Raw genomic sequence first — 19,196 nt, forward strand, 5'->3', positions numbered from 1 at the left:
AAAAACTAAGCATTGAAAAGCCCTCCGCACTTAACCGTCCGGGGGGCTTTTTAGTTTTAGAGTTAAATTTTTAATGGGTTGTCACACAGGAATGAGGATTTACTAATGACAGGCGCAGAACTAACAATCGATTTACTCGCCAAACACGGCGTAGATGAAGTATTTGGCTACCCAGGTGGTGCTATTATGCCCATTTACGATGCCTTGTATGGTGCGCCTGTAAAACATTATCTTACTCGTCATGAGCAAGGTGCAGGGTTTGCCGCCGTGGGCTATGCACGCAGTACTGGACGTTTAGGTGTGTGCTTGGCAACATCAGGCCCTGGAGCTACTAATTTAATTACCGCATTGGCAGATGCCATGATGGACTCAGTGCCTTTACTTGCTATTACAGGGCAAGTACCAACCGCCGCTATTGGCTCTGATGCTTTTCAGGAAATTGACGTGCTTGGCATGTCGCTTTCGTGTACTAAACACAGTTACATGGTTGAGCGAGCAGAAGATTTAGCCGAAATATTACAAGAAGCGATGCATTTAGCACAAAGCGGCCGTCCAGGCCCCGTTTTAGTTGATATCCCCAAAGACATTCAAATGGCGCAGGTGCCTTTTAAACCTTGGTTAGCGGCAGATGAATACTTACCGCAACTTAATTTAAACCAAGTTGCTATCGCCAATCAATTACTCAGTGAAGCCAAGCAACCCGTAGCGTATGTTGGTGGGGGCGTTCATGCCGCTGATGCGCAAAATGAATTAATGCAATTTTTAAATAAAACGCAGATGCCTGCGGTTTCAACCCTTAAAGCATTGGGCAGTGTATTACCTGATTACGAATATGATTTAGGCATGCTAGGTATGCATGGTGGTCAAGCCGCTAATTTAGCGGTGCAAGAATGTGATGTATTAGTGTGTATTGGTGCTCGCTTTGATGACCGTGTAACAGGCAACTTAGCTAAGTTTGCTGCAAAAGCAAACGTGATTCATTTAGACATAGATGCAGCCGAGGTCGGTAAACGTAAACCCGCAAAGGCTTCTTTAATTGCTGATTTAAAAACCTCACTTCCCGCCCTTGAGTGCGTCGTTACGCCAAAAGCGTGGTGCGATCATAATAAACAAATGATGGTTAAGCATGCATGGCGCTACGACTATCCTGGTGAAAAAGTATTTGCCCCTTATTTACTTAATCAACTAAGCCAGCGTATGCCAAGCACCAGTGTTGTTTGCTGCGATGTGGGTCAGCACCAAATGTGGGTTGCGCAGCATATGAAATTTAACCATCCATGCAACCACTTAAGCAGTGGCGGTGCAGGCACCATGGGATTTGGTTTACCTGCGGCAATCGGCGCACAAATAGCGAGAAAAGATGACTTTGTGATCACCGTATCAGGTGATGGCTCAATCATGATGAATATCCAAGAGCTTGCCACTATTCGTCGTAATAATTTACCAGTAAAAATACTGATACTTGATAACCAGCGTTTAGGCATGGTACGCCAATGGCAGGAGTTATTTTTTGAAGGGCGCTATAGCGAAACTAACTTGTCAGATAACCCTGACTTTGTGCAGCTAGCGGCTGTTTTTGGTATTGCGGGGCAAACGATTACTCATGCCAACCAAGTGGATGATGCAATTACAGCCTTATTAAATAGTGATGGGCCTTACATTGTTCATGCTTGTATTGATGATAAAGAAAACGTATGGCCACTTGTTCCACCTGGGGCTGCTAACGATGAAATGATGACGGAGAAAGCACAATGAAACATAGTTTAACTATTGCCTTAAAAAGCCAAAGTGTCGCAATCGAGCGCTTTTTACGTGTCGTGCGTCATCGTGGTTTTGATTTAACTCACTTGCAGCTCAATATGGACGATGGCCAATATAATATGGCCATGACGGTTGATAGCGATAAACCAATTTATTTGCTTACCAGTCAACTAAATAAATTGGTTGATGTGAAACATGTAACGCTACAAAGCTTACAGCAACAAGCTGTATAACAAAAAATTTAACAGATTTTACGAGTAACTGTTCACGTGGTTACTCATCAATTTTAAGAATGAGGAATGCCCGCATTTATTGCGGCAAATACTGAGGTAACTATGGTTAAATTAAGAAGTGCAACGACTACTGAAGGACGTAAACGCGCAGGCGCAAGAGCATTATGGCGTGCAACAGGCATGACCGACACCGACTTTGGTAAACCAATTATTGCTGTGGTTAACTCATTTACACAATTTGTGCCGGGGCATGTGCATCTTAATCAGCTCAGTGAACTAATGGCTGAAACCATCACCCAAGCGGGCGGTGTTCCAAAAGAATTTAATACCATCGCCATAGATGACGGTATTGCCATGGGGCACGGCGGTATGCTTTATTCACTGCCATCGCGCGATTTAATAGCCGACTCGGTAGAGTACATGGTCAATGGCCATTGTGCTGATGCGATGATTTGTATCTCAAACTGCGACAAAATCACCCCTGGGATGATGTTAGCGGCGCTGCGTTTAAATATACCGGTTATTTTTGTATCGGGTGGCCCTATGGAAGCGGGTAAAACTAAATTAGCCAATATCGATATTAAACTCGATTTAGTAGATGCCATGGTTAAAGGTGCCGATGAATCGGTAAGTGATGCCGACTCAGAGCAAGTTGAACGCTCTGCATGCCCTACCTGTGGGTCGTGTTCAGGGATGTTTACTGCCAACTCAATGAACTGTTTATTAGAAGCAATAGGCCTTGCGCTGCCGGGTAACGGTACCACGCTTGCGACCCACAAAGACCGTAAACAATTGTATGTTGAAGCAGGTGCTCGCATCGTTGATTTATGCCGCGAGTATTACCAAAAAGATAACCAAGACGTACTGCCTCGTGCCATCGCTAATAAAACCGCATTTATGAACTCTATGGTGGTTGATATTGCCATGGGCGGCTCATCAAATACGGTATTACATTTACTCGCAGCGGCACAAGAAGCTGGCGTTGATTTTGATATGTCACACATTGATGAACTTTCACGTAAAACCCCGTTTTTATGTAAAGTTGCCCCAGCTACCGCGCAATACCATATTGAAGACGTACACCGCGCTGGTGGCATGATGGCCATAGTACGCGAGCTTGGTAAAGCCGGCTTGGTTGATTTATCGGTTAATCATGTTGCCGGCATGACCATGGGTGAGCTGGTAAAAAAATGGGATGCAACGGATCCTAATAACGAAGTGGCGCGAAAGTTTTACCGCGCGGGTCCCGCTGGTATTCGTACTACTAAAGCCATGAGCCAAGATTGCCGTTGGGACGAAGGGGATAATGACCGTGAACATGGTTGTATTCGCAGTGTTGAACATGCATTTCGTCAAGATGGCGGTCTGGCGGTACTTTCAGGTAACTTAGCGGTTGATGGCTGTATTGTTAAAAGTGCCGGCGTTGTCGATGAAATGCTGCACTTTGAAGGCACTGCTGTTGTTTATGAGTCTCAAGATGACTCTGTAGAAGGGATTTTAAATGGCGAAGTAAAAGCCGGCGATGTAGTTGTAATTCGTTACGAAGGCCCTAAAGGCGGCCCAGGCATGCAAGAAATGCTATACCCAACCAGCTACTTAAAATCAAAAGGCTTGGCTGAAAAATGTGCCTTGATCACCGATGGTCGCTTCTCGGGTGGTACGTCAGGTTTATCAATTGGCCATGTGTCTCCCGAGGCAGCCAGCGGTGGCGCGATAGCTTATGTTGAAAATGGCGATAAAATTATCATCGATATCGCTACTCGAGAAATCACTTTAGCATTAAGCGATGAGAAACTCGAAGCTCGCAGGCAAAAACAATTGGCTCGTGGTAAACAAGCTTATAAGCCGCTTAACCGCGATCGTTATGTGTCATCTGCGCTTAAAGCGTATGCGCTACTTGCAACCAGTGCTGATAAAGGTGCGGTGCGTGATTTAGCCAAACTGGAGGAGCTTAGTTAGGTATGGTTTCTCAAGAACTCGATTATTTTCGCGCTATTATCCAAGCCAATATGGAGCCTTTAGCTAAGGTGACTGAGGTGAGTGAAATGGCCGAATTGAGTGCACGATTAGGTAATCATGTTTGGTTAAAGCGTGAAGATCAGCAACCGGTGTACTCGTTTAAATTACGCGGTGCTTTTAATAAATTAAATAAGCTGCCAAAGGGCTCGGTCGTGATAACCGCATCGGCAGGCAATCATGCTCAAGGGGTGGCGCTGAGTGCTTCACACCTAGGGCATAAAGCCACCATTGTTATGCCCGTAACGACGCCTGAAATTAAGGTTAATGCGGTAAGGGCATTGGGTGGGGAAGTCGTGTTACATGGTCATCAATTTGATGCCGCAAAGGCGTATGCGCTTGAATTAACTGAGCAGCGAAACGGCGTATTTGTCCCTCCATTTGATGACCCCGATGTCATTGTTGGTCAAGGCACAGTTGCCCGTGAACTAATGCAACAGCTGAACGACTTAGACGTGGTATTTATTCCTGTTGGCGGCGGCGGATTGCTGGCGGGTATGGCGGTATACATTAAATCGCTGCGCCCAGATATCAAAGTGATTGGGGTCGAGGCTAATGAAAGCGCTTGTTTAAAAGCTGCCATGGAAGCGGGAGAGCCTGTAGAGCTAGAAAGAGTAGGAAGCTTTGCCGATGGTGTTGCCGTAAAAATAATTGGTAGCGAAACATTTAGACTGGCGCAAAAGTTTTGCGATGAAGTGGTGACCGTGTCAGATGATGAAATATGTGCTGCCATGCAAGATATTTTTGTATCAACCCGTGCTATTGCCGAACCTTCAGGCGCACTTGCAACTGCAGGGCTTAAAAAATGGTCTCAGCAGTCGGGTTTAAAGGGGTTAAACTTAGCGGCTATTTTGTCTGGTGCTAATTTAAATTTTGATCGCTTACGCTATGTAGCTGAACGTACTGCATTGGGTGAGAAGAACGAAGCATTATTAGCGGTAACAATTGATGAAAAACGCGGTAGCTTTAAACAGTTTTGTGCCTCTTTAGGTGGGCGCGCTATTACCGAATTTAACTACCGATATGCGGGGCCTGGCGAGGCGCAAATTTTTGTTGGTATTGCACTGCGCCAAGGATTAGCAGAACTTGAGGAGCTTAAACAAAGCCTAACCGATAATGGCTATTCGTTTTGCGACTTGTCAGATAACGAATTAGCAAAACTGCATGTACGCTATATGGTTGGTGGTAAAGCGCCAGAGCAGCTACATGAACGCTTACTGCGGTTTGAGTTTCCAGAGTACCCAGGTGCATTAGCGCGCTTTTTAGATACACTGGGTAGTAATTGGAATATCACTTTATTTCACTACCGTAATCATGGCGGTTCAACGGGTAATGTATTGGCAGGTTTTGCTATTGAGCCAAGTCAATATGAGATGTTTAATGAGCACTTAAACCGCCTAGGTTACAGTGTTCAAGACGAAACCCATAACCCGTGTTTCACCCAGTTTTTAACCACACAACCTCAAGCAGAAAAGCTTGAAAAGCTCGCCTTAGCATAATCCTATTTTAAGCAGGCATCTTCTGTGGATGCTTGCTTTATCAGCTGCTTTACATATAGTTACGTTAATCACTACGTTTTTTGGAAACTCTCTTTGTTACTTAAAGGAATGATAATTAGCGCCTGCCTTTTTTGTAGCCAGTTAATGGCGCAGGAATCAGTCACACTACAATTAAAGTGGACACATCAATTTCAATTTGCGGGCTATTATATGGCTCAGCAAAAAGGGTATTATGATGAGGCCGGTTTAGACGTTACTATTGTGCCTGCAGATCAAAAACGACCCAATAGTTTTGGCGCGGTAGAGCGTGGTGAAGCCCAGTTTGGGGTTGCGCATTCTGGTATTTTACAGCAGCGTATTGCAGGTAAACCCTTTGTCGCCATGGCTGCCATATTACAGTTTTCTCCTTATTGCTGGATGGTCAAAGAAAGTTCTGATATTTTTCATGCCCGTGATTTTGTCAATAAACGTGTAAGTGAAGTGAGTAAAGAGAGCAATTCTGAGTTGTTAACTATGCTCAAGCGCAGCGGTATAAATACCGAAAAGTTGGCTATATACAAAGGCGATAAATTACAAAAAGCATGGATGGAAAATAAAATAGATGCCATCGAAGTCTATGTTACCGACTTACCTTATTATATGGATCAGCAAGGTATTGCTCATCGACTTATATGTCCACAACGTTATGGTATGGACGTATACGCAGATATTTTATTTACCAGTGATAACATGATTAAGTACCACCCCGATACGGTAGAAAAGTTTTACCAAGCGAGTTTAAAAGGGTGGCGTTATGCGGTAATGAATATGGATGAAGCCATCGCCATTACTCAGCAGTTTTATGCCCCTGAACGTAGTTTTCATCAATTAGCTTATGAGGCCGAAGTGCTAAAAGACTATATTGCGCCGCCAAGCACCAATGTGGGTAATATGTCGATGGCCAAATGGCGTTTAATTGCTGATTTATATGAGATTGACCAAACAAAGTTTGACGAAGTAAAAGCCGATTTTATTTATAAATATAAAAAACAAGAAACGTTGCAGCTTTCTTGGATGCTGATTGCGGCCATTATTATTAGTATTATTTCTATTCCCCTTTATTTACGGTTAATGTTCAAAGCACGCTAATGGCTAATTTAACCAATAGAAAAGGTGGGAAAGTTAAGTAATCCCCTTGCTCTGCGAGGTTAAAAAAATAACCGCTTAATTAGGCGCGAGTGTACTGGTATAATTTATTGCCTTTTTAATATTTTAAGCTGTTATGACCTTAACTGAGCAATTTACTGCCCTCGATTCGTTACTGATGAATACGCGCTCGTATTGGCAATGTACTGCGTTTGATTTTGACTGTTTACCGTGGCCTGAGTTACACGACCCCCTAACTGCTTTAACTGATCTGGACGTTGCTGAGTTAGATACTGATCAAGCGCAACTTTATCAGTTTTTTTCACCTTACATACCCGGTATTGAGCAATTAAGCCAATTAGCTTCACTCCCTGTCATAACAAGCAGTCGAACGGATTATCCGTTTTGGATTAGTAACGGTATTAAAGGACGAAAGTTTACACAGCTACAAGACTTTGTTGGTGCGCTACCTGCCAATGATCAGCCTATTTTAGAGTGGTGTGCAGGCAAAGGCCATTTAGGACGAATGTTAGCTTTTAATGGTGCGCCGAGCGTGCACAGTATTGAGCTACAATCTCACTTATGTGAGCAAGGACAAAAAAGTGCGCAGCAACAGGGGCTTGCTATGCAATTTAGCCAAGCTGATGTACTCACAGATAACACTCAGGATTTTTTTAACCCACAAACCCATGCCGTTGCTTTACATGCCTGCGGTGCGTTACATCAAACTTTTATGCATCAAGCCAGTGCGGCCAAAGTAACACAAATTAGTTTTTCACCTTGTTGCTATCACTTGTTTACCGAGAATAATTATCAAGCAATGAGCGAACAGGCGAAGCGAAGTGCGCTTAATTTAACTCATCGAGATTTAAAACTCGCCTTGCAAGAAACCGTCACGGCTCCATCGCGAGTGGGCAAAGTACGAAAAACAGAAGTTGAGTGGCGACTCGGGTTTGATGCTTTAAGAAAGTCACTCACCGGTGAGTTGGCGTATGTTAGTGTGCCCTCAGTGAATAAAGCAATATTTTCAGATTCGTTTGAATCATTTTGTAAGTGGGCGGCAGATAAAAAAGCCTTAAAACTGCCAAAAGATATTGATTACAATAAATTTTTATTGATTGGGCAGGCGCGAAAAAAGATAACCGAGCGAGTTGAACTGGTTCGACATGTGTTTAGAAGAGCAATAGAAGTTTGGCTTGTGCTCGATCGTGCTTTATATTTGCAACAGCAAGGCTATAACGTCAGTGTTAGTACATTTTGTGAGAAGCAATTAACACCCCGTAATATTTTAATTTTAGCCAGTTTAACGCCCTCGACCTAAAAGAGATGTAATGAGAAATTTAAATAACCTACTAGAAAATAATAAACGCTGGGCATCTAGAACGAGCGAAGCTAATCCCGAATTTTTTAAAATTTTATCGATGCAACAAAATCCAGAATATTTATGGATTGGTTGTTCTGACTCACGAGTTCCTGCTAATCAAATTGTTGATTTATTACCAGGTGAATTGTTTGTGCATCGTAATGTTGCCAACGTGGTAGTGCACACAGATCATAATTGCTTATCGGTTATGCAGTATGCGGTTGAAGTATTAAAAGTTAAACATATTATGGTTGTTGGCCACTACGGTTGTGGTGGTGTACAAGCGGTATTAAACGAAGATCGCTTTGGCTTTATTGATAACTGGCTACGCCATGTTGGTGATGTAAAAGAAAAGCATTTAGAGCAACTTAATGCTCTACCAGAAAAACAGCGTCTTGATCGTTTAATTGAGCTTAATGTGATTGAGCAAGTGCGTAACGTATCGCGCACTAGCATTGTTCAAGATGCTTGGTTACGAGGTCAAGAGCTCACAGTGCATGGCTGGGTATATGGATTAGAAAACGGTCACCTGCATGATTTAGAGTCGGTAGTTAGCTGCGCTGAAGAAGAATGCACTAGCTATAAAAAGGCAGTACACCATGTACTGAACAAGTCAGCGGGTAGTCACGCTTAATATGGCTAAAACGGCGTTAATAATCGGCAGTACCGGCTTAGTGGGCAGCCAGTTATTACAACAGCTGTTAGCATCTCCTTGCTATACGAAAGTAGTGAGCTTATCGCGCCGCCAATTAGACTTTTCTCATCCTAAATTAACTAGCCATGTTATTGATTTTGAGAACCTGACACATTACGTTGAGTTATTCAAAGGTGACGTGTTTTTTTCCTGCTTAGGCACCACGTTAAAGCAAGCTGGAAGCGCAGCAGCACAGCGTAAAGTTGATTTTGAATACCAATTTATTTGTGCGCAAATGGCGGCCAATAACGGTGTTCCTCATTATTGTTTGGTGTCATCAAGTGGCGCAAATGCGCATAGCATGAGCCGTTACCTAAAAATCAAAGGGGAACTTGAGCAGCAGGTAAAGCAGCTTGGTTTTTCGCGCTTGAGTATATTGCAACCGTCTTTGTTAGTCGGCGAGCGATCAGAGCTTAGAATTGCAGAAAAGTTAGGTGAGGTGGTACTGCCACTGTTAACGCGTTTTGGCATCTTCAAACGGTATAGACCAATAACCGGTGAGCAAGTAGCTAATAAATTGCTAAGGGTGAGCATAGAGCAGCAACAAGCAACGGGTTACTATGTGCTCGACGAGCTATTTGAATAACTGAGTGATTAGCGCCATAAAGCAGGTTCGTCTATGGCGTTATATTTATTATTCTGCGTCTGTTTTTGCCGATAATTGCTGTTCAAGTATCGCTACTTTTGCTTCTAATTCAGTTAGCTTTTCACGGGTGCGGATCAGCACTTGGCTTTGAATATCAAACTCTTCACGGCTTACAAAGTCCATTTCGGCAAGCTTATTTTGTAACACTTGCTTGGTTTTACCTTCAAGTGTATCAGCCAGGTTTTTTACACCTTGTGGCATGTTATTAGTGATCTGTTTCGCAATTTCTTCAAGTTTTGCTGGGTTAATCATAGTCGTCCCTTGCCTGTTGCCTAAAATGATAATAACTAATATTACCTTATTGGCTAGGCGTATTGTAGTGATTACGTTAAAATTGCCCGTCTTTTTGCAATCAGCTGGTCGTTATGAAACTCAATCCTAAACAAGATGAAGCGGTAAAGTACATTAGTGGTCCTTGCTTAGTATTAGCTGGCGCAGGCTCGGGTAAAACACGAGTTATCACCAACAAAATTGCTTACTTAGTACAGAAGTGTGAGTATCAAGCGCGTAATATTGCGGCGGTTACCTTTACCAATAAAGCGGCTAAAGAAATGCGCGAGCGGGTTTTGCAAACCTTAGGAAAGCAAGAGTCTAAAGGTTTATGGGTCTCTACATTTCATACACTCGGGCTTGAAATCATCAAAAAAGAGTTAAAAACACTGGGTTTTAAGCCTGGTTTTTCGCTGTTTGACGACCAAGATACGAATCAACTACTCGGTGATTTAACCGAAGATGAGCTTAAAAAAGACAAAGACTTACTTAATCTACTTAAAATGCAAATTGGTAGCTGGAAGAATGAACTCATTTTACCAGAGCAAGCTATTCGCGAAGCCAGAGAGCCACAAAAAGCCTTGTTCGCTCAATTGTACGCACGCTATCAAAACCAACTTCGCGCTTATAATGCACTCGACTTTGATGATTTAATTATGATCCCCACGCTGCTTTTAAGCAGTAACGCCACTTCACGTGAACGTTGGCAGCAGCGTTTTCGGTATTTACTGGTGGATGAATACCAAGATACTAATACCAGCCAATACCAATTAGTAAAATTGCTGGTTGGTGAACGTGCACGCTTTACTGTGGTAGGAGATGACGATCAGTCAATTTACTCTTGGCGTGGTGCTCGCCCACAAAACTTGGTGCTATTAAGTAAAGACTATCCAGGATTAAGATTAATAAAACTAGAGCAAAATTACCGTAGTGCAGGGCGCATTCTTAAAGCGGCTAATATATTAATTGCAAATAACCCCCATGAGTTTGAAAAAAAGCTCTTTAGTGAACTTGGCTATGGTGAGCAAATTAAAGTCATTGGTTGTCGCGATGAAGAGCATGAGTCTGAGCGTGTGGTTGCAGAGATTATTTCTCATAAGTTTATGAAGCGCACCAGCTATAAAGATTACGCGATTTTGTACCGGGGTAATCACCAAGCGCGTGGTTTTGAAAAGTCGTTAATGAGTAACCGTATACCTTATAAAATTAGCGGCGGGATGTCGTTTTTTTCACGTTCTGAAATTAAAGATATCATGGCTTACTTACGTCTTTTAGTGAACCAAGATGATGACAATGCCTTTTTAAGAATCGTGAATACGCCACGGCGTGAAATAGGCACGGTGACGCTTGAAAAACTAGGCACCTTAGCCAATGAAAAACATCAAAGCTTGTTTGCCACCTGTTTTGATAACGACTTAGGATACAGACTAAAAGGACGTGGTTTTAATGCGTTAGCTGGGTTTGCCCGTTGGGTGGTTGAGCTGTCGGATAACGCAGTACGCAGCGATACCTTAGAAGCGGTCAAAGATTTAGTGCGAAATATTAATTATGAAGCCTATTTATATGAATCATCACCGAGTGCCAAAGCCGCCGAAATGCGGATGAAAAATGTCTCGGAGCTGTACCGTTGGATCACCGATATGCTGACTGGCGATGCCGATAATCCGCCAATGACGTTAGCTGAAGTGGTTAGTAAATTGACCCTGCGCGATATGCTAGAGCGTAACGAGGAAGAAGATGAAGCAGATGCAGTACAATTACTTACGCTGCATGCTTCAAAGGGACTCGAGTACCCTTATGTATTTATGGTAGGCATGGAAGAGGGGCTATTACCACACCAAGTAAGCATTGATGAGGATAATGTAGATGAAGAGCGCCGCCTTGCCTATGTAGGTATTACCCGCGCGCAGCAAGAGCTAACCTTAACGTATGCTAAAATTCGTCGTCAATTTGGTGAAACATCGCAAACGGAGCTCAGCCGGTTTGTGCAAGAGCTACCACAAGATGACTTAGCCTTTGAAAACAAAAAAGCGCCTAATACTCAAGCTGAACGCATGGAAAAAGGCCAAGCTCGGGTTGCAAATTTAAGGGCAATGCTAAAAAAACCACAATAGCATGTGTTTAGCGTTATTTTGATTCTGAGCTTATAAGTGTTGAACGTATCGCGCTTTTAAGTGGGTGCTGTTTGGCAACAAACAAGTTCAAGCCATGCTTATCTAAAAGGGCTCTGAAGTTTAATATTGACGGGCCTTTAGCAATCACTTTAATGTGTTTAAGTTTAGTGATAGCCAGCAAACCTTGTAGCTGCAAGTCATAGCATTCCTGCTGCAATATTCGTTTACTGAAAGTGGAGCTTAATAGTAAGTAATCAAATTCTATCTCGGTCACTAAATTAAGCTCGCATTTATCCTTTGCGAAATTATTTAGACCAATAGAGTAGCCCAGCGCTTTAAGCTGTTTTAAGTTTTCTAGTTGCAGCGCACTGGCGTAACGTAATTCTTGATCATCAAACAACAAACAAAGTGGATCAATGTTTAATGGCTGCTTTAGTGCAGCAGTTAATAAAGAGAACTCATGCTTTTCTAAAAGCAGACTTGAGCAAGGCAGAAGAGCAACGCTTATTTCAGAGTCTTTCGCTTGTTGATACGCTTGTAAAATCAGTTGGAGTTCTACTTTTATATGCTGTTCTTTATCACTTGCAAATTTCTTTAAAATATCAAAACTAGTAAAGCCAAGTACAGGGTGTTCACCAAACGCTTCAAATAATGAGGCATATTGATAATGCTCATCCATAGAAATAATATCTGAGCTACGAAACGTCATAGGTAATACATCAAGATGGTGCAATGTTTGTGACTCATGTTGCAGCATTGGCTCTGTGAGTAACGGGTGAAATAATTCGAAGCGATTTTTACCAGAGTTTTTAGCGTAATACATTGCGGCATCAGCATCTCTAATAATTTCATCTGTATGTTTATAGCTTTGTTTTGAATAAGTGATACCAATACTCGCGCCGCTTTGCACACAAATACCTTTTGTACAAAAAGGTTTTCGCATGATGTTGATGATTCGATTTGCAACATCTTCAGCTTGGTTTGGCTCGGTTAAATGAGTGAGTAAAATTACAAATTCATCTCCCCCTAAGCGTGCTAATAAATCATGCTCACGGATACATTGAGAGAACAACTGACCCACGCTAATTAAAAATTCGTCTCCGGCATGGTGCCCAAGCTGGTCGTTTATATCTTTAAATTTATCAAGGTCAATAAACAGTACCGCAAAGTGCTCATCAGGGTGACGTTGGTAAAACTGTAGCGTTTTTTCTAGCTGCGTTAAAAATAAATTACGATTAGGCAAGCTTGTTAATGAGTCATGGTGCGCATCGTGATACAGCTGCTGCTCTATTTTTTTACGCTCATCAATTTGCATCTGTAAATGCAAATTTGCTTGGCTTAGCTCTTTGGTTTTTTCGTTTACTCGAGAAGCGAGCTCTTGGTGGCTCTTTTTCAGCGCCTGTGAGGCTAATTTTGTTTGTAATACCGTGGCAATTTGATGCGATACAAAGGTTATGAGTTCTGCATCATCTTGTGTGAAAAGGTGTTCATTATTATAAGCTTGGCAAACAATTAAACCTATAACTCCTTGCGATGTTTTTAGCGGAGCGCCAAGCCAGCTGGTGGCTCTTCTAGATTCATCAATTGGTTTTTCACGCTCTACAATGCCACTATCTAATAACTCTTGTGCTCTTTGCGGGTGAATTATTTGTGTTTCTTCGGTGCTGATCACCAGCTCACTGTACCCTTTTGCAAAGCGCCTTGGTTGGGTGCTGCCTTGAAATTCGTCAACACTGTAAGGAAAACTAATCCAGCCCGTTTCTTTATCATACAAGGCAATATAAAGATTTTTTGCGTAAGTGATGGTTTTTATTATTTCGTGTATTTGAAAATAAGCATCATCTAGGTTTTTAGCTTGAGTTGTCAGCTCTGAAATTTTAAATAATATTTGCTGGCGTTGCAGGGCGCTTTTTCGCTGTTGTATTTCAACATTTAAAGCATCATTGCTTTGCGTTAATGCACGGGTTCTTAGTTTTACTTCTGATTCGAGCAACTCTCGTTTCTTAACGCGTTCAATAGCTGTCGCTAAATAAAGTGACATTGCTTCAAGTAGGTTTATTTGTTGCGAACTATAACCTTGCTCAGTGTCGTAACTTTGCGCTGCTAATACGCCAATAATATTTTTTTCTTGATAAACTGGAACGCCTACCCAGTGTTCTGCAGGTGTACCTAATGCTTTAAATAAGCCTTGCTGTGCAGCATCATGCATTTGTTGCTTAGTGAAATAAGTGGTCTTTCCTTGCTTAAACACATAACCCGTTGCGCCTTCTTCAAAATTATTCTCCCGATTAAGTGGTACAGAAATTCCATCTTTTTCATCAGAAAAATAAGACAGTTCCAACTGTTGTGATTGCGGCTCAACAAGCACCACATAAAAGCTTTTACTCGGGACATACTTTTGTAAAATGTCATGAATAGCTGGGTAAAGTAAGGTTAATTCGGCAACAGTACTTGCTTGCTCTGATAGCTGTATCAGGGCATTGTGGAGGTGGTAGGCATGTTTGTACTTTTTCAATAGTGCTTTTAGTCGTTTATTTTGGCGCACTACGCTACTCGGTACAATGAGTTTATCTTCCAATGATGTTTAACCAGTTATAATTTTTTGTATAGTTATTAATCATTATAGTTCCACTTTTAACATTTTGCGTCAAGTAGATATTTATCTTAATTATGCTGCGAAAAATCGATAATTAGAAACAAAAAAGGCTTACTGTGAGTAAGCCTTTCATTTATAGTTTTAGCCTGACTGATTTTATTTAGCAGTCATAAAGTCGATTGCTGCGCTTATTTCATCATCAGAACAATCCATACATGTACCACGTGGCGGCATTGCATTGAAGCCGTTGATTGCATGATCTAATAAGGTATCTTTTCCTTTAGCAATACGAGGAGCCCAATCGTCAGCTGATTTAGGAGCGCCTAAAGCACCTGTACCATGACAAGCAAAACAGGCCGCTTGATATACTTGCTCGCCTGAACGAGGCCCTGTTGGTGCAGCAACCGCTACTTTTTCACCTTCAAGGTAAACAGCACCGATAGGCGCTAAACGTTTTTTAATTGCATCTTCAGTCATAGAGTTATCATATGGCTGTGCGTATGCGGTGGTTGCTAGCACAAGTAATGCTGCAGCTGATAGTTTTTTCATTTTGCCTTGCCCACTTCAATTTGAACGTGATCAATCACGATTTTAAATGACGGAATTTAAACCAATTATAACTCCACTAAGTCATTTATAAAATGCTCAGAGTCGATTTTATTTAGAAATACGACTAATGATTGTCTTAACTCAATAAAATTACATGGTTTAGCGCATAGTTAAATTATAAAACGGGATCATCACGCCTTTAATGCGATCAAAGCCCTTACGACTAACTCATAGCTAATACGTTACGCACTAACTTATCGATTCCTGCATCTGCATCCATAATAGACTGTGCCAACATATAGGCCGGTGTCGTAACGAGTTTATTGCTTTTATCAATAACAATATCATCCACTTTACACTCTACGTGTTCAGCGCCTAATGTGCTAAGAGCCTCGGCTGTGTCGCTATCATTACCAATAGTAAGCTGAGGTTTATGATAAATAAAAGGCAATAGAGCCGGTGCAATACACATGTAACCCGTGGCTTTTTTTGCATCCGCAAACGCTTTACAAGCGCTAAGTACTGCCTCGTTTACTTTAGCGTTAGTGCCATTAATAGCAAAGTCAGATAGATTTTTAGCTACCCCGAAGCCCCCAGGGACAATGAGTGCATCAAATTGTGTAACGTCTAATTCAGCGAGTGACTTTATATTGCCACGGGTGATGCGAGCTGATTCAACTAATACATTTCGCGGCTGTGCTATTTCTTCACCAGTGATGTGATTAATGGTGTGGTACTGCTCTATATCAGGTGCAAAGCACTGATACTGAGCATTATTTTTTTCAATGTGTAATAAAGTCAGTACCACCTCATTAATTTCACTACCATCAAACACACCACAACCTGCTAAAATTACAGCTATATTTTTCATATCATTTCGCTCCATTAAAGTCTCTTAAATAAAGTTTAACACGATGAATCAGCCGATTTAAAAATTTATTTGCTCGTTTTTTAGGCGCAAAGCACGTTGTTATGCGCTATATGCCATTTAGTGATTAGTAGCCATGAAAAAAATTATAAAGGATCGCTATGATCTTTGATCCATTATGCTAGAATGCTCATCCAGTTATTTAAATGGACGTAAATAATTAAGGTGGGTTATAAAATCAGTGACGGTATAAATGCTTTTTCCACATTAATAAAAAAATAATAAAAAAGAACCTCGAATTATCTTTTTTTAAACAAAACAATAAATTACAAATTAATCTAGGCATTTCAAGGTGCTTCGGATGAATTGCTTGTGGGTGTTATCTACATAGTTATCCACAACTTACTAAAAATGTAGCGCGATTACTCACATTAATTCACAGTCGTTTTATTTACTGCCTTATGGCATGCTTACACTCATATTACTTTTTTGTATTTAGGATCCAATTTTACCATGGCTCAGATCCCCGAAAACCCGCTTATTTTAGTTGATGGCTCTTCATATTTGTTTCGTGCTTATCATTCACCACCACATCTAACCAACTCTAAGGGTGAGGCCACCGGTGCCATTTATGGCGTGGTAAACATGCTTAAAAGTTTAATCAAACAATATGATCCCTCACATATGGTGGTGGTATTTGACGCCAAAGGTAAAACCTTCAGAAATGATATGTACAGTGAGTATAAAGCGAACCGTCCGCCAATGCCTGATGATCTGCGTACTCAAATAGCGCCGCTGCACAGTATTATCAAAGCAATGGGTTTTCCGTTAATTAGTATTGAGGGCGTGGAAGCCGATGACGTAATCGGTACTTTTGCACGGATTGCCTCTGAGCAACAACGTCATGTGCTGGTATCGACTGGTGATAAAGATATGGCGCAGTTGGTCAATGAGCATGTAACCTTGATTAATACCATGACCGACAGCATTTCAGATCCCGAAACTGTGGTTGAAAAGTTTGGTGTTGGACCTGAACTTATTATCGACTATTTAGCTTTAATGGGCGACAAAGTAGATAATATTCCTGGCGTTGAGGGTTGTGGACCTAAAACAGCGGTTAAATGGTTACAAAAGTACGGATCGCTTCAGGGCGTAATTGATAATGCTTCTGATATAAAAGGTAAAATAGGCGAGAAACTGGCAAAAGCGATTGATCATTTACCGTTAAGCTATGAGCTTGCCACTATTAAATGTGATGTTGAGGTTGAATCTGATCTTGATACTTTTAAATTACAAACACCGAATAAAGACGAATTAATTGCCTTATACGGTGAATGTGAGTTTCGTCGTTGGCTAGCTGAATTGCTAGACAACCCAAAAGATGCCGACACACATTTAGCAGTCCCAACGCAAGAGAATGAGCTGCCAAAAGTTGAAGATGCGCACTATGAAACTATTTTAACTGAGGCCCAATTTGAGACATTAATAGAACAGCTTAATGAAGCTGAGCTATTTGCTTTTGATACAGAAACAACCAGTTTAGAGTATATGAAAGCGCAATTGGTCGGTATGAGCTTTGCGGTTAAAGCAGGGGAAGCGGCTTATTTACCAATAGCACACGATTACCCCGGTGCGCCCGAGCAGTTAAGCCTTGAATTTGTGATGCAAAAGTTGGGGCCGATATTAGCAGACGAAAATAAAGCTAAAGTAGGTCAAAATCTAAAATACGATAAAAGCGTGCTTGCCAATGCAGGCTATGAATTAAATGGTATTAAGTTCGACACTATGTTGGAGTCTTATGTATTTAATAGCGTAGGCACCCGTCATGATATGGACTCGTTGGCGCTTAAATATTTAGGCCACAAAAATATTAGCTTTGAAGATATTGCAGGTAAAGGTAAAAAGCAGCTTACATTTAATCAAATAGAACTTGAAAAAGCAGCGCCTTATGCCGCTGAAGATGCCGATATTACTTTGCGTTTGCACCAAGTGTTATGGCCGAAACTTGAAGCGGATGAAAAACTAAAATCGGTGTTTGAAGATATAGAAATGCCACTAGTAAGTGTTATTTCTGATATTGAGCGCACCGGTGTTGCTATCGACAGCAACATGTTGGCCACGCATAGCCAACGTTTAGGTGAGCGATTACTTGAGCTTGAAAAAGAAGCGTTTGAAATCGCGGGCGAACCGTTTAACTTAAGCTCACCAAAGCAACTACAGGTGCTGTTATTTGAAAAGCTCGAATTGCCCGTTATCAAAAAAACACCTAAAGGCGCGCCCTCTACAGCAGAAGAAGTACTACAAGAGTTAGCGCATGATTACCCATTGCCTAAAGTGATTATTGAGCATCGTGGTTTATCTAAGCTCAAATCAACCTACACCGATAAGTTACCCTTGATAGTCAATGAACGCACGCAGCGAGTGCATACTTCTTATCACCAAGCGGTAACAGCAACAGGTCGATTAAGCTCAAGCGATCCTAATTTACAAAATATTCCTATTCGTTCAGAGGAAGGGCGTCGTATTCGTGAAGCGTTTATTGCCGCAGATGGGTATAAAATTGTGGCTGCCGATTACAGCCAAATAGAACTGCGTATTATGGCGCATCTCTCGCAAGATAAGGGATTACTAAGCGCATTTGCTAATGGCTTAGATGTTCACAGTGCCACGGCTGCTGAAGTATTTGGGGTTGAGCTTGAAGAGGTAACATCAGATATGCGCCGTAAAGCTAAAGCGGTAAACTTTGGCTTAATTTATGGCATGTCAGCATTTGGCTTAGCACGTCAACTTGATGTACCACGCCATGAAGCGCAGCATTATATTGATAAATATTTTGAGCGTTTTCCAGGTGTTTTAGAATACATGGAAACAACGCGTGAGAAAGCGGCCGAAAATGGCTATGTAGAAACAATTTTTGGCCGTCGCTTACATTTACCAGAAATAAATGCGCGCAATGGCGCTCGTCGCAAAGGCGCTGAGCGCGCAGCAATTAATGCACCGATGCAAGGCACTGCGGCTGATATTATTAAAAAAGCGATGTTAAGCGTGCATGCTTGGGTTAATCAGCAAGCACCTAATACAGTTAAGCTGCTCATGCAGGTACACGATGAATTGGTATTTGAGATTAAAACAGAATGTACTGAGCAATATACCAAACAGATTTGTGAGCTGATGTCACAAGCGGCGCAGTTAGATGTACCACTTATTGTTGAAGCTGACGAAGGTGATAACTGGGAACAAGCACACTAATTTAGCGCTACTGTACTGGTTTTAATATAGGCCAAATACAGAGTCAAAAAAGAGAATCATAAAGCGCCGCTAGGCGCTTTTTCTTTATCTTGCAGGTTAAAAAAAAGTTAAATTAAACAGCAGTTTGTATTAAATCGTTAGAGGTTCGTCAATTCGCTACGATTATCAATAATATGCTTGTATTTTTACACTTGCTTTTGGTAAAGTGCCGCC

Annotated in this window: 14 protein-coding genes; 10 read left to right on the forward strand and 4 right to left on the reverse strand. The window is 41.6% G+C overall.

What is annotated here, in order from left to right; all coding sequences use genetic code 11:
- Nucleotides 1-105: 105 nt before the first annotated feature.
- From ilvG to PTET_RS01285, 8 genes are all read left to right on the forward strand, one after another.
- The gene (ilvG, locus tag PTET_RS01250; protein ID WP_024602119.1) at nt 106-1,755 is read left to right on the forward strand and encodes an acetolactate synthase 2 catalytic subunit; all 1,650 of its coding nucleotides are present in this window, start codon (nt 106-108) and stop codon (nt 1,753-1,755) included.
- Nucleotides 1,752-1,994, forward strand: a complete 243-nt coding sequence (gene ilvM, locus PTET_RS01255) for an acetolactate synthase 2 small subunit (protein ID WP_028834467.1) — start codon at nt 1,752-1,754, stop codon at nt 1,992-1,994. The genes ilvG and ilvM overlap by 4 nt, the downstream gene beginning before the upstream one ends.
- Nucleotides 1,995-2,096: 102 nt before the next feature.
- Complete coding sequence (gene ilvD / locus PTET_RS01260) at nt 2,097-3,953, forward strand: dihydroxy-acid dehydratase (RefSeq protein WP_096038896.1); 1,857 nt, start codon at nt 2,097-2,099, stop codon at nt 3,951-3,953.
- Between the two features lie 2 nt (nt 3,954-3,955).
- On the forward strand, nt 3,956-5,509 hold the full coding sequence (gene ilvA / locus PTET_RS01265; protein WP_013463863.1) for a threonine ammonia-lyase, biosynthetic: 1,554 nt from the start codon (nt 3,956-3,958) through the stop codon (nt 5,507-5,509).
- Nucleotides 5,510-5,653: 144 nt separating this feature from the next.
- Nucleotides 5,654-6,637, forward strand: a complete 984-nt coding sequence (locus tag PTET_RS01270; RefSeq protein WP_033104328.1) for an ABC transporter substrate-binding protein — start codon at nt 5,654-5,656, stop codon at nt 6,635-6,637.
- Nucleotides 6,638-6,770: 133 nt separating this feature from the next.
- On the forward strand, nt 6,771-7,955 hold the full coding sequence (locus PTET_RS01275; RefSeq protein WP_096038095.1) for a methyltransferase: 1,185 nt from the start codon (nt 6,771-6,773) through the stop codon (nt 7,953-7,955).
- Between the two features lie 10 nt (nt 7,956-7,965).
- Entirely contained in the window at nt 7,966-8,631 is a 666-nt protein-coding gene (gene can, locus PTET_RS01280) for a carbonate dehydratase (RefSeq protein WP_024602124.1), read from the forward strand.
- A gap of 1 nt (nt 8,632) precedes the next feature.
- Nucleotides 8,633-9,277 carry an NAD(P)H-binding protein gene (locus tag PTET_RS01285; protein ID WP_028834472.1) on the forward strand — a complete coding sequence of 215 codons (645 nt, stop codon included), beginning with the start codon at nt 8,633-8,635 and terminating at the stop codon, nt 9,275-9,277.
- A 48-nt stretch (nt 9,278-9,325) separates the two neighbouring features.
- Here PTET_RS01285 and ubiK read toward each other — a convergent pair whose 3' ends face one another.
- Nucleotides 9,326-9,589, reverse strand: a complete 264-nt coding sequence (gene ubiK, locus PTET_RS01290) for a ubiquinone biosynthesis accessory factor UbiK (protein WP_008112735.1) — start codon at nt 9,587-9,589, stop codon at nt 9,326-9,328.
- Nucleotides 9,590-9,702: 113 nt separating this feature from the next.
- Here ubiK and rep point away from each other — a divergent pair, with 113 nt between their 5' ends.
- The gene (rep, locus tag PTET_RS01295; protein WP_016899315.1) at nt 9,703-11,721 is read left to right on the forward strand and encodes a DNA helicase Rep; all 2,019 of its coding nucleotides are present in this window, start codon (nt 9,703-9,705) and stop codon (nt 11,719-11,721) included.
- A 13-nt stretch (nt 11,722-11,734) separates the two neighbouring features.
- On the opposite strand, the gene PTET_RS01300 is transcribed toward rep, so the two are convergent.
- From PTET_RS01300 to elbB, 3 genes are all read right to left on the reverse strand, one after another.
- Complete coding sequence (locus tag PTET_RS01300) at nt 11,735-14,299, reverse strand: bifunctional diguanylate cyclase/phosphodiesterase (protein WP_013463870.1); 2,565 nt, start codon at nt 14,297-14,299, stop codon at nt 11,735-11,737.
- 174 nt (nt 14,300-14,473) lie between these two features.
- Nucleotides 14,474-14,866 (reverse strand): c-type cytochrome, encoded by a 393-nt coding sequence (locus PTET_RS01305; protein ID WP_016899314.1) that lies wholly within the window; start codon nt 14,864-14,866, stop codon nt 14,474-14,476.
- Nucleotides 14,867-15,089: 223 nt separating this feature from the next.
- Nucleotides 15,090-15,737 carry an isoprenoid biosynthesis glyoxalase ElbB gene (elbB, locus tag PTET_RS01310; protein ID WP_028834474.1) on the reverse strand — a complete coding sequence of 216 codons (648 nt, stop codon included), beginning with the start codon at nt 15,735-15,737 and terminating at the stop codon, nt 15,090-15,092.
- Between the two features lie 510 nt (nt 15,738-16,247).
- Between elbB and polA the strand changes: the two genes are divergently transcribed.
- Entirely contained in the window at nt 16,248-18,983 is a 2,736-nt protein-coding gene (polA, locus tag PTET_RS01315) for a DNA polymerase I (protein ID WP_013463873.1), read from the forward strand.
- Nucleotides 18,984-19,196: the final 213 nt, after the last annotated feature.

It is taken from the genome of Pseudoalteromonas tetraodonis (genome assembly GCF_002310835.1).
In the GTDB taxonomy this organism is placed as follows: domain Bacteria; phylum Pseudomonadota; class Gammaproteobacteria; order Enterobacterales; family Alteromonadaceae; genus Pseudoalteromonas; species Pseudoalteromonas tetraodonis.

Bases quoted from the DNA above. Each gene is read 5' to 3' on its own strand.
- can (WP_024602124.1), top strand. From the start codon at position 7,966: ATGAGAAATTTAAATAACCTACTAGAAAATAATAAACGCTGGGCATCT.
- PTET_RS01270 (WP_033104328.1), top strand. From the start codon at position 5,654: ATGGCGCAGGAATCAGTCACACTACAATTAAAGTGGACACATCAATTT.
- PTET_RS01275 (WP_096038095.1), top strand. From the start codon at position 6,771: ATGACCTTAACTGAGCAATTTACTGCCCTCGATTCGTTACTGATGAAT.
- polA (WP_013463873.1), top strand. From the start codon at position 16,248: ATGGCTCAGATCCCCGAAAACCCGCTTATTTTAGTTGATGGCTCTTCA.
- ilvM (WP_028834467.1), top strand. From the start codon at position 1,752: ATGAAACATAGTTTAACTATTGCCTTAAAAAGCCAAAGTGTCGCAATC.
- rep (WP_016899315.1), top strand. From the start codon at position 9,703: ATGAAACTCAATCCTAAACAAGATGAAGCGGTAAAGTACATTAGTGGT.
- PTET_RS01285 (WP_028834472.1), top strand. From the start codon at position 8,633: ATGGCTAAAACGGCGTTAATAATCGGCAGTACCGGCTTAGTGGGCAGC.
- ilvD (WP_096038896.1), top strand. From the start codon at position 2,097: ATGGTTAAATTAAGAAGTGCAACGACTACTGAAGGACGTAAACGCGCA.
- ubiK (WP_008112735.1), bottom strand. From the start codon at position 9,589: ATGATTAACCCAGCAAAACTTGAAGAAATTGCGAAACAGATCACTAAT.
- ilvA (WP_013463863.1), top strand. From the start codon at position 3,956: ATGGTTTCTCAAGAACTCGATTATTTTCGCGCTATTATCCAAGCCAAT.
- elbB (WP_028834474.1), bottom strand. From the start codon at position 15,737: ATGAAAAATATAGCTGTAATTTTAGCAGGTTGTGGTGTGTTTGATGGT.
- PTET_RS01305 (WP_016899314.1), bottom strand. From the start codon at position 14,866: ATGAAAAAACTATCAGCTGCAGCATTACTTGTGCTAGCAACCACCGCA.
- ilvG (WP_024602119.1), top strand. From the start codon at position 106: ATGACAGGCGCAGAACTAACAATCGATTTACTCGCCAAACACGGCGTA.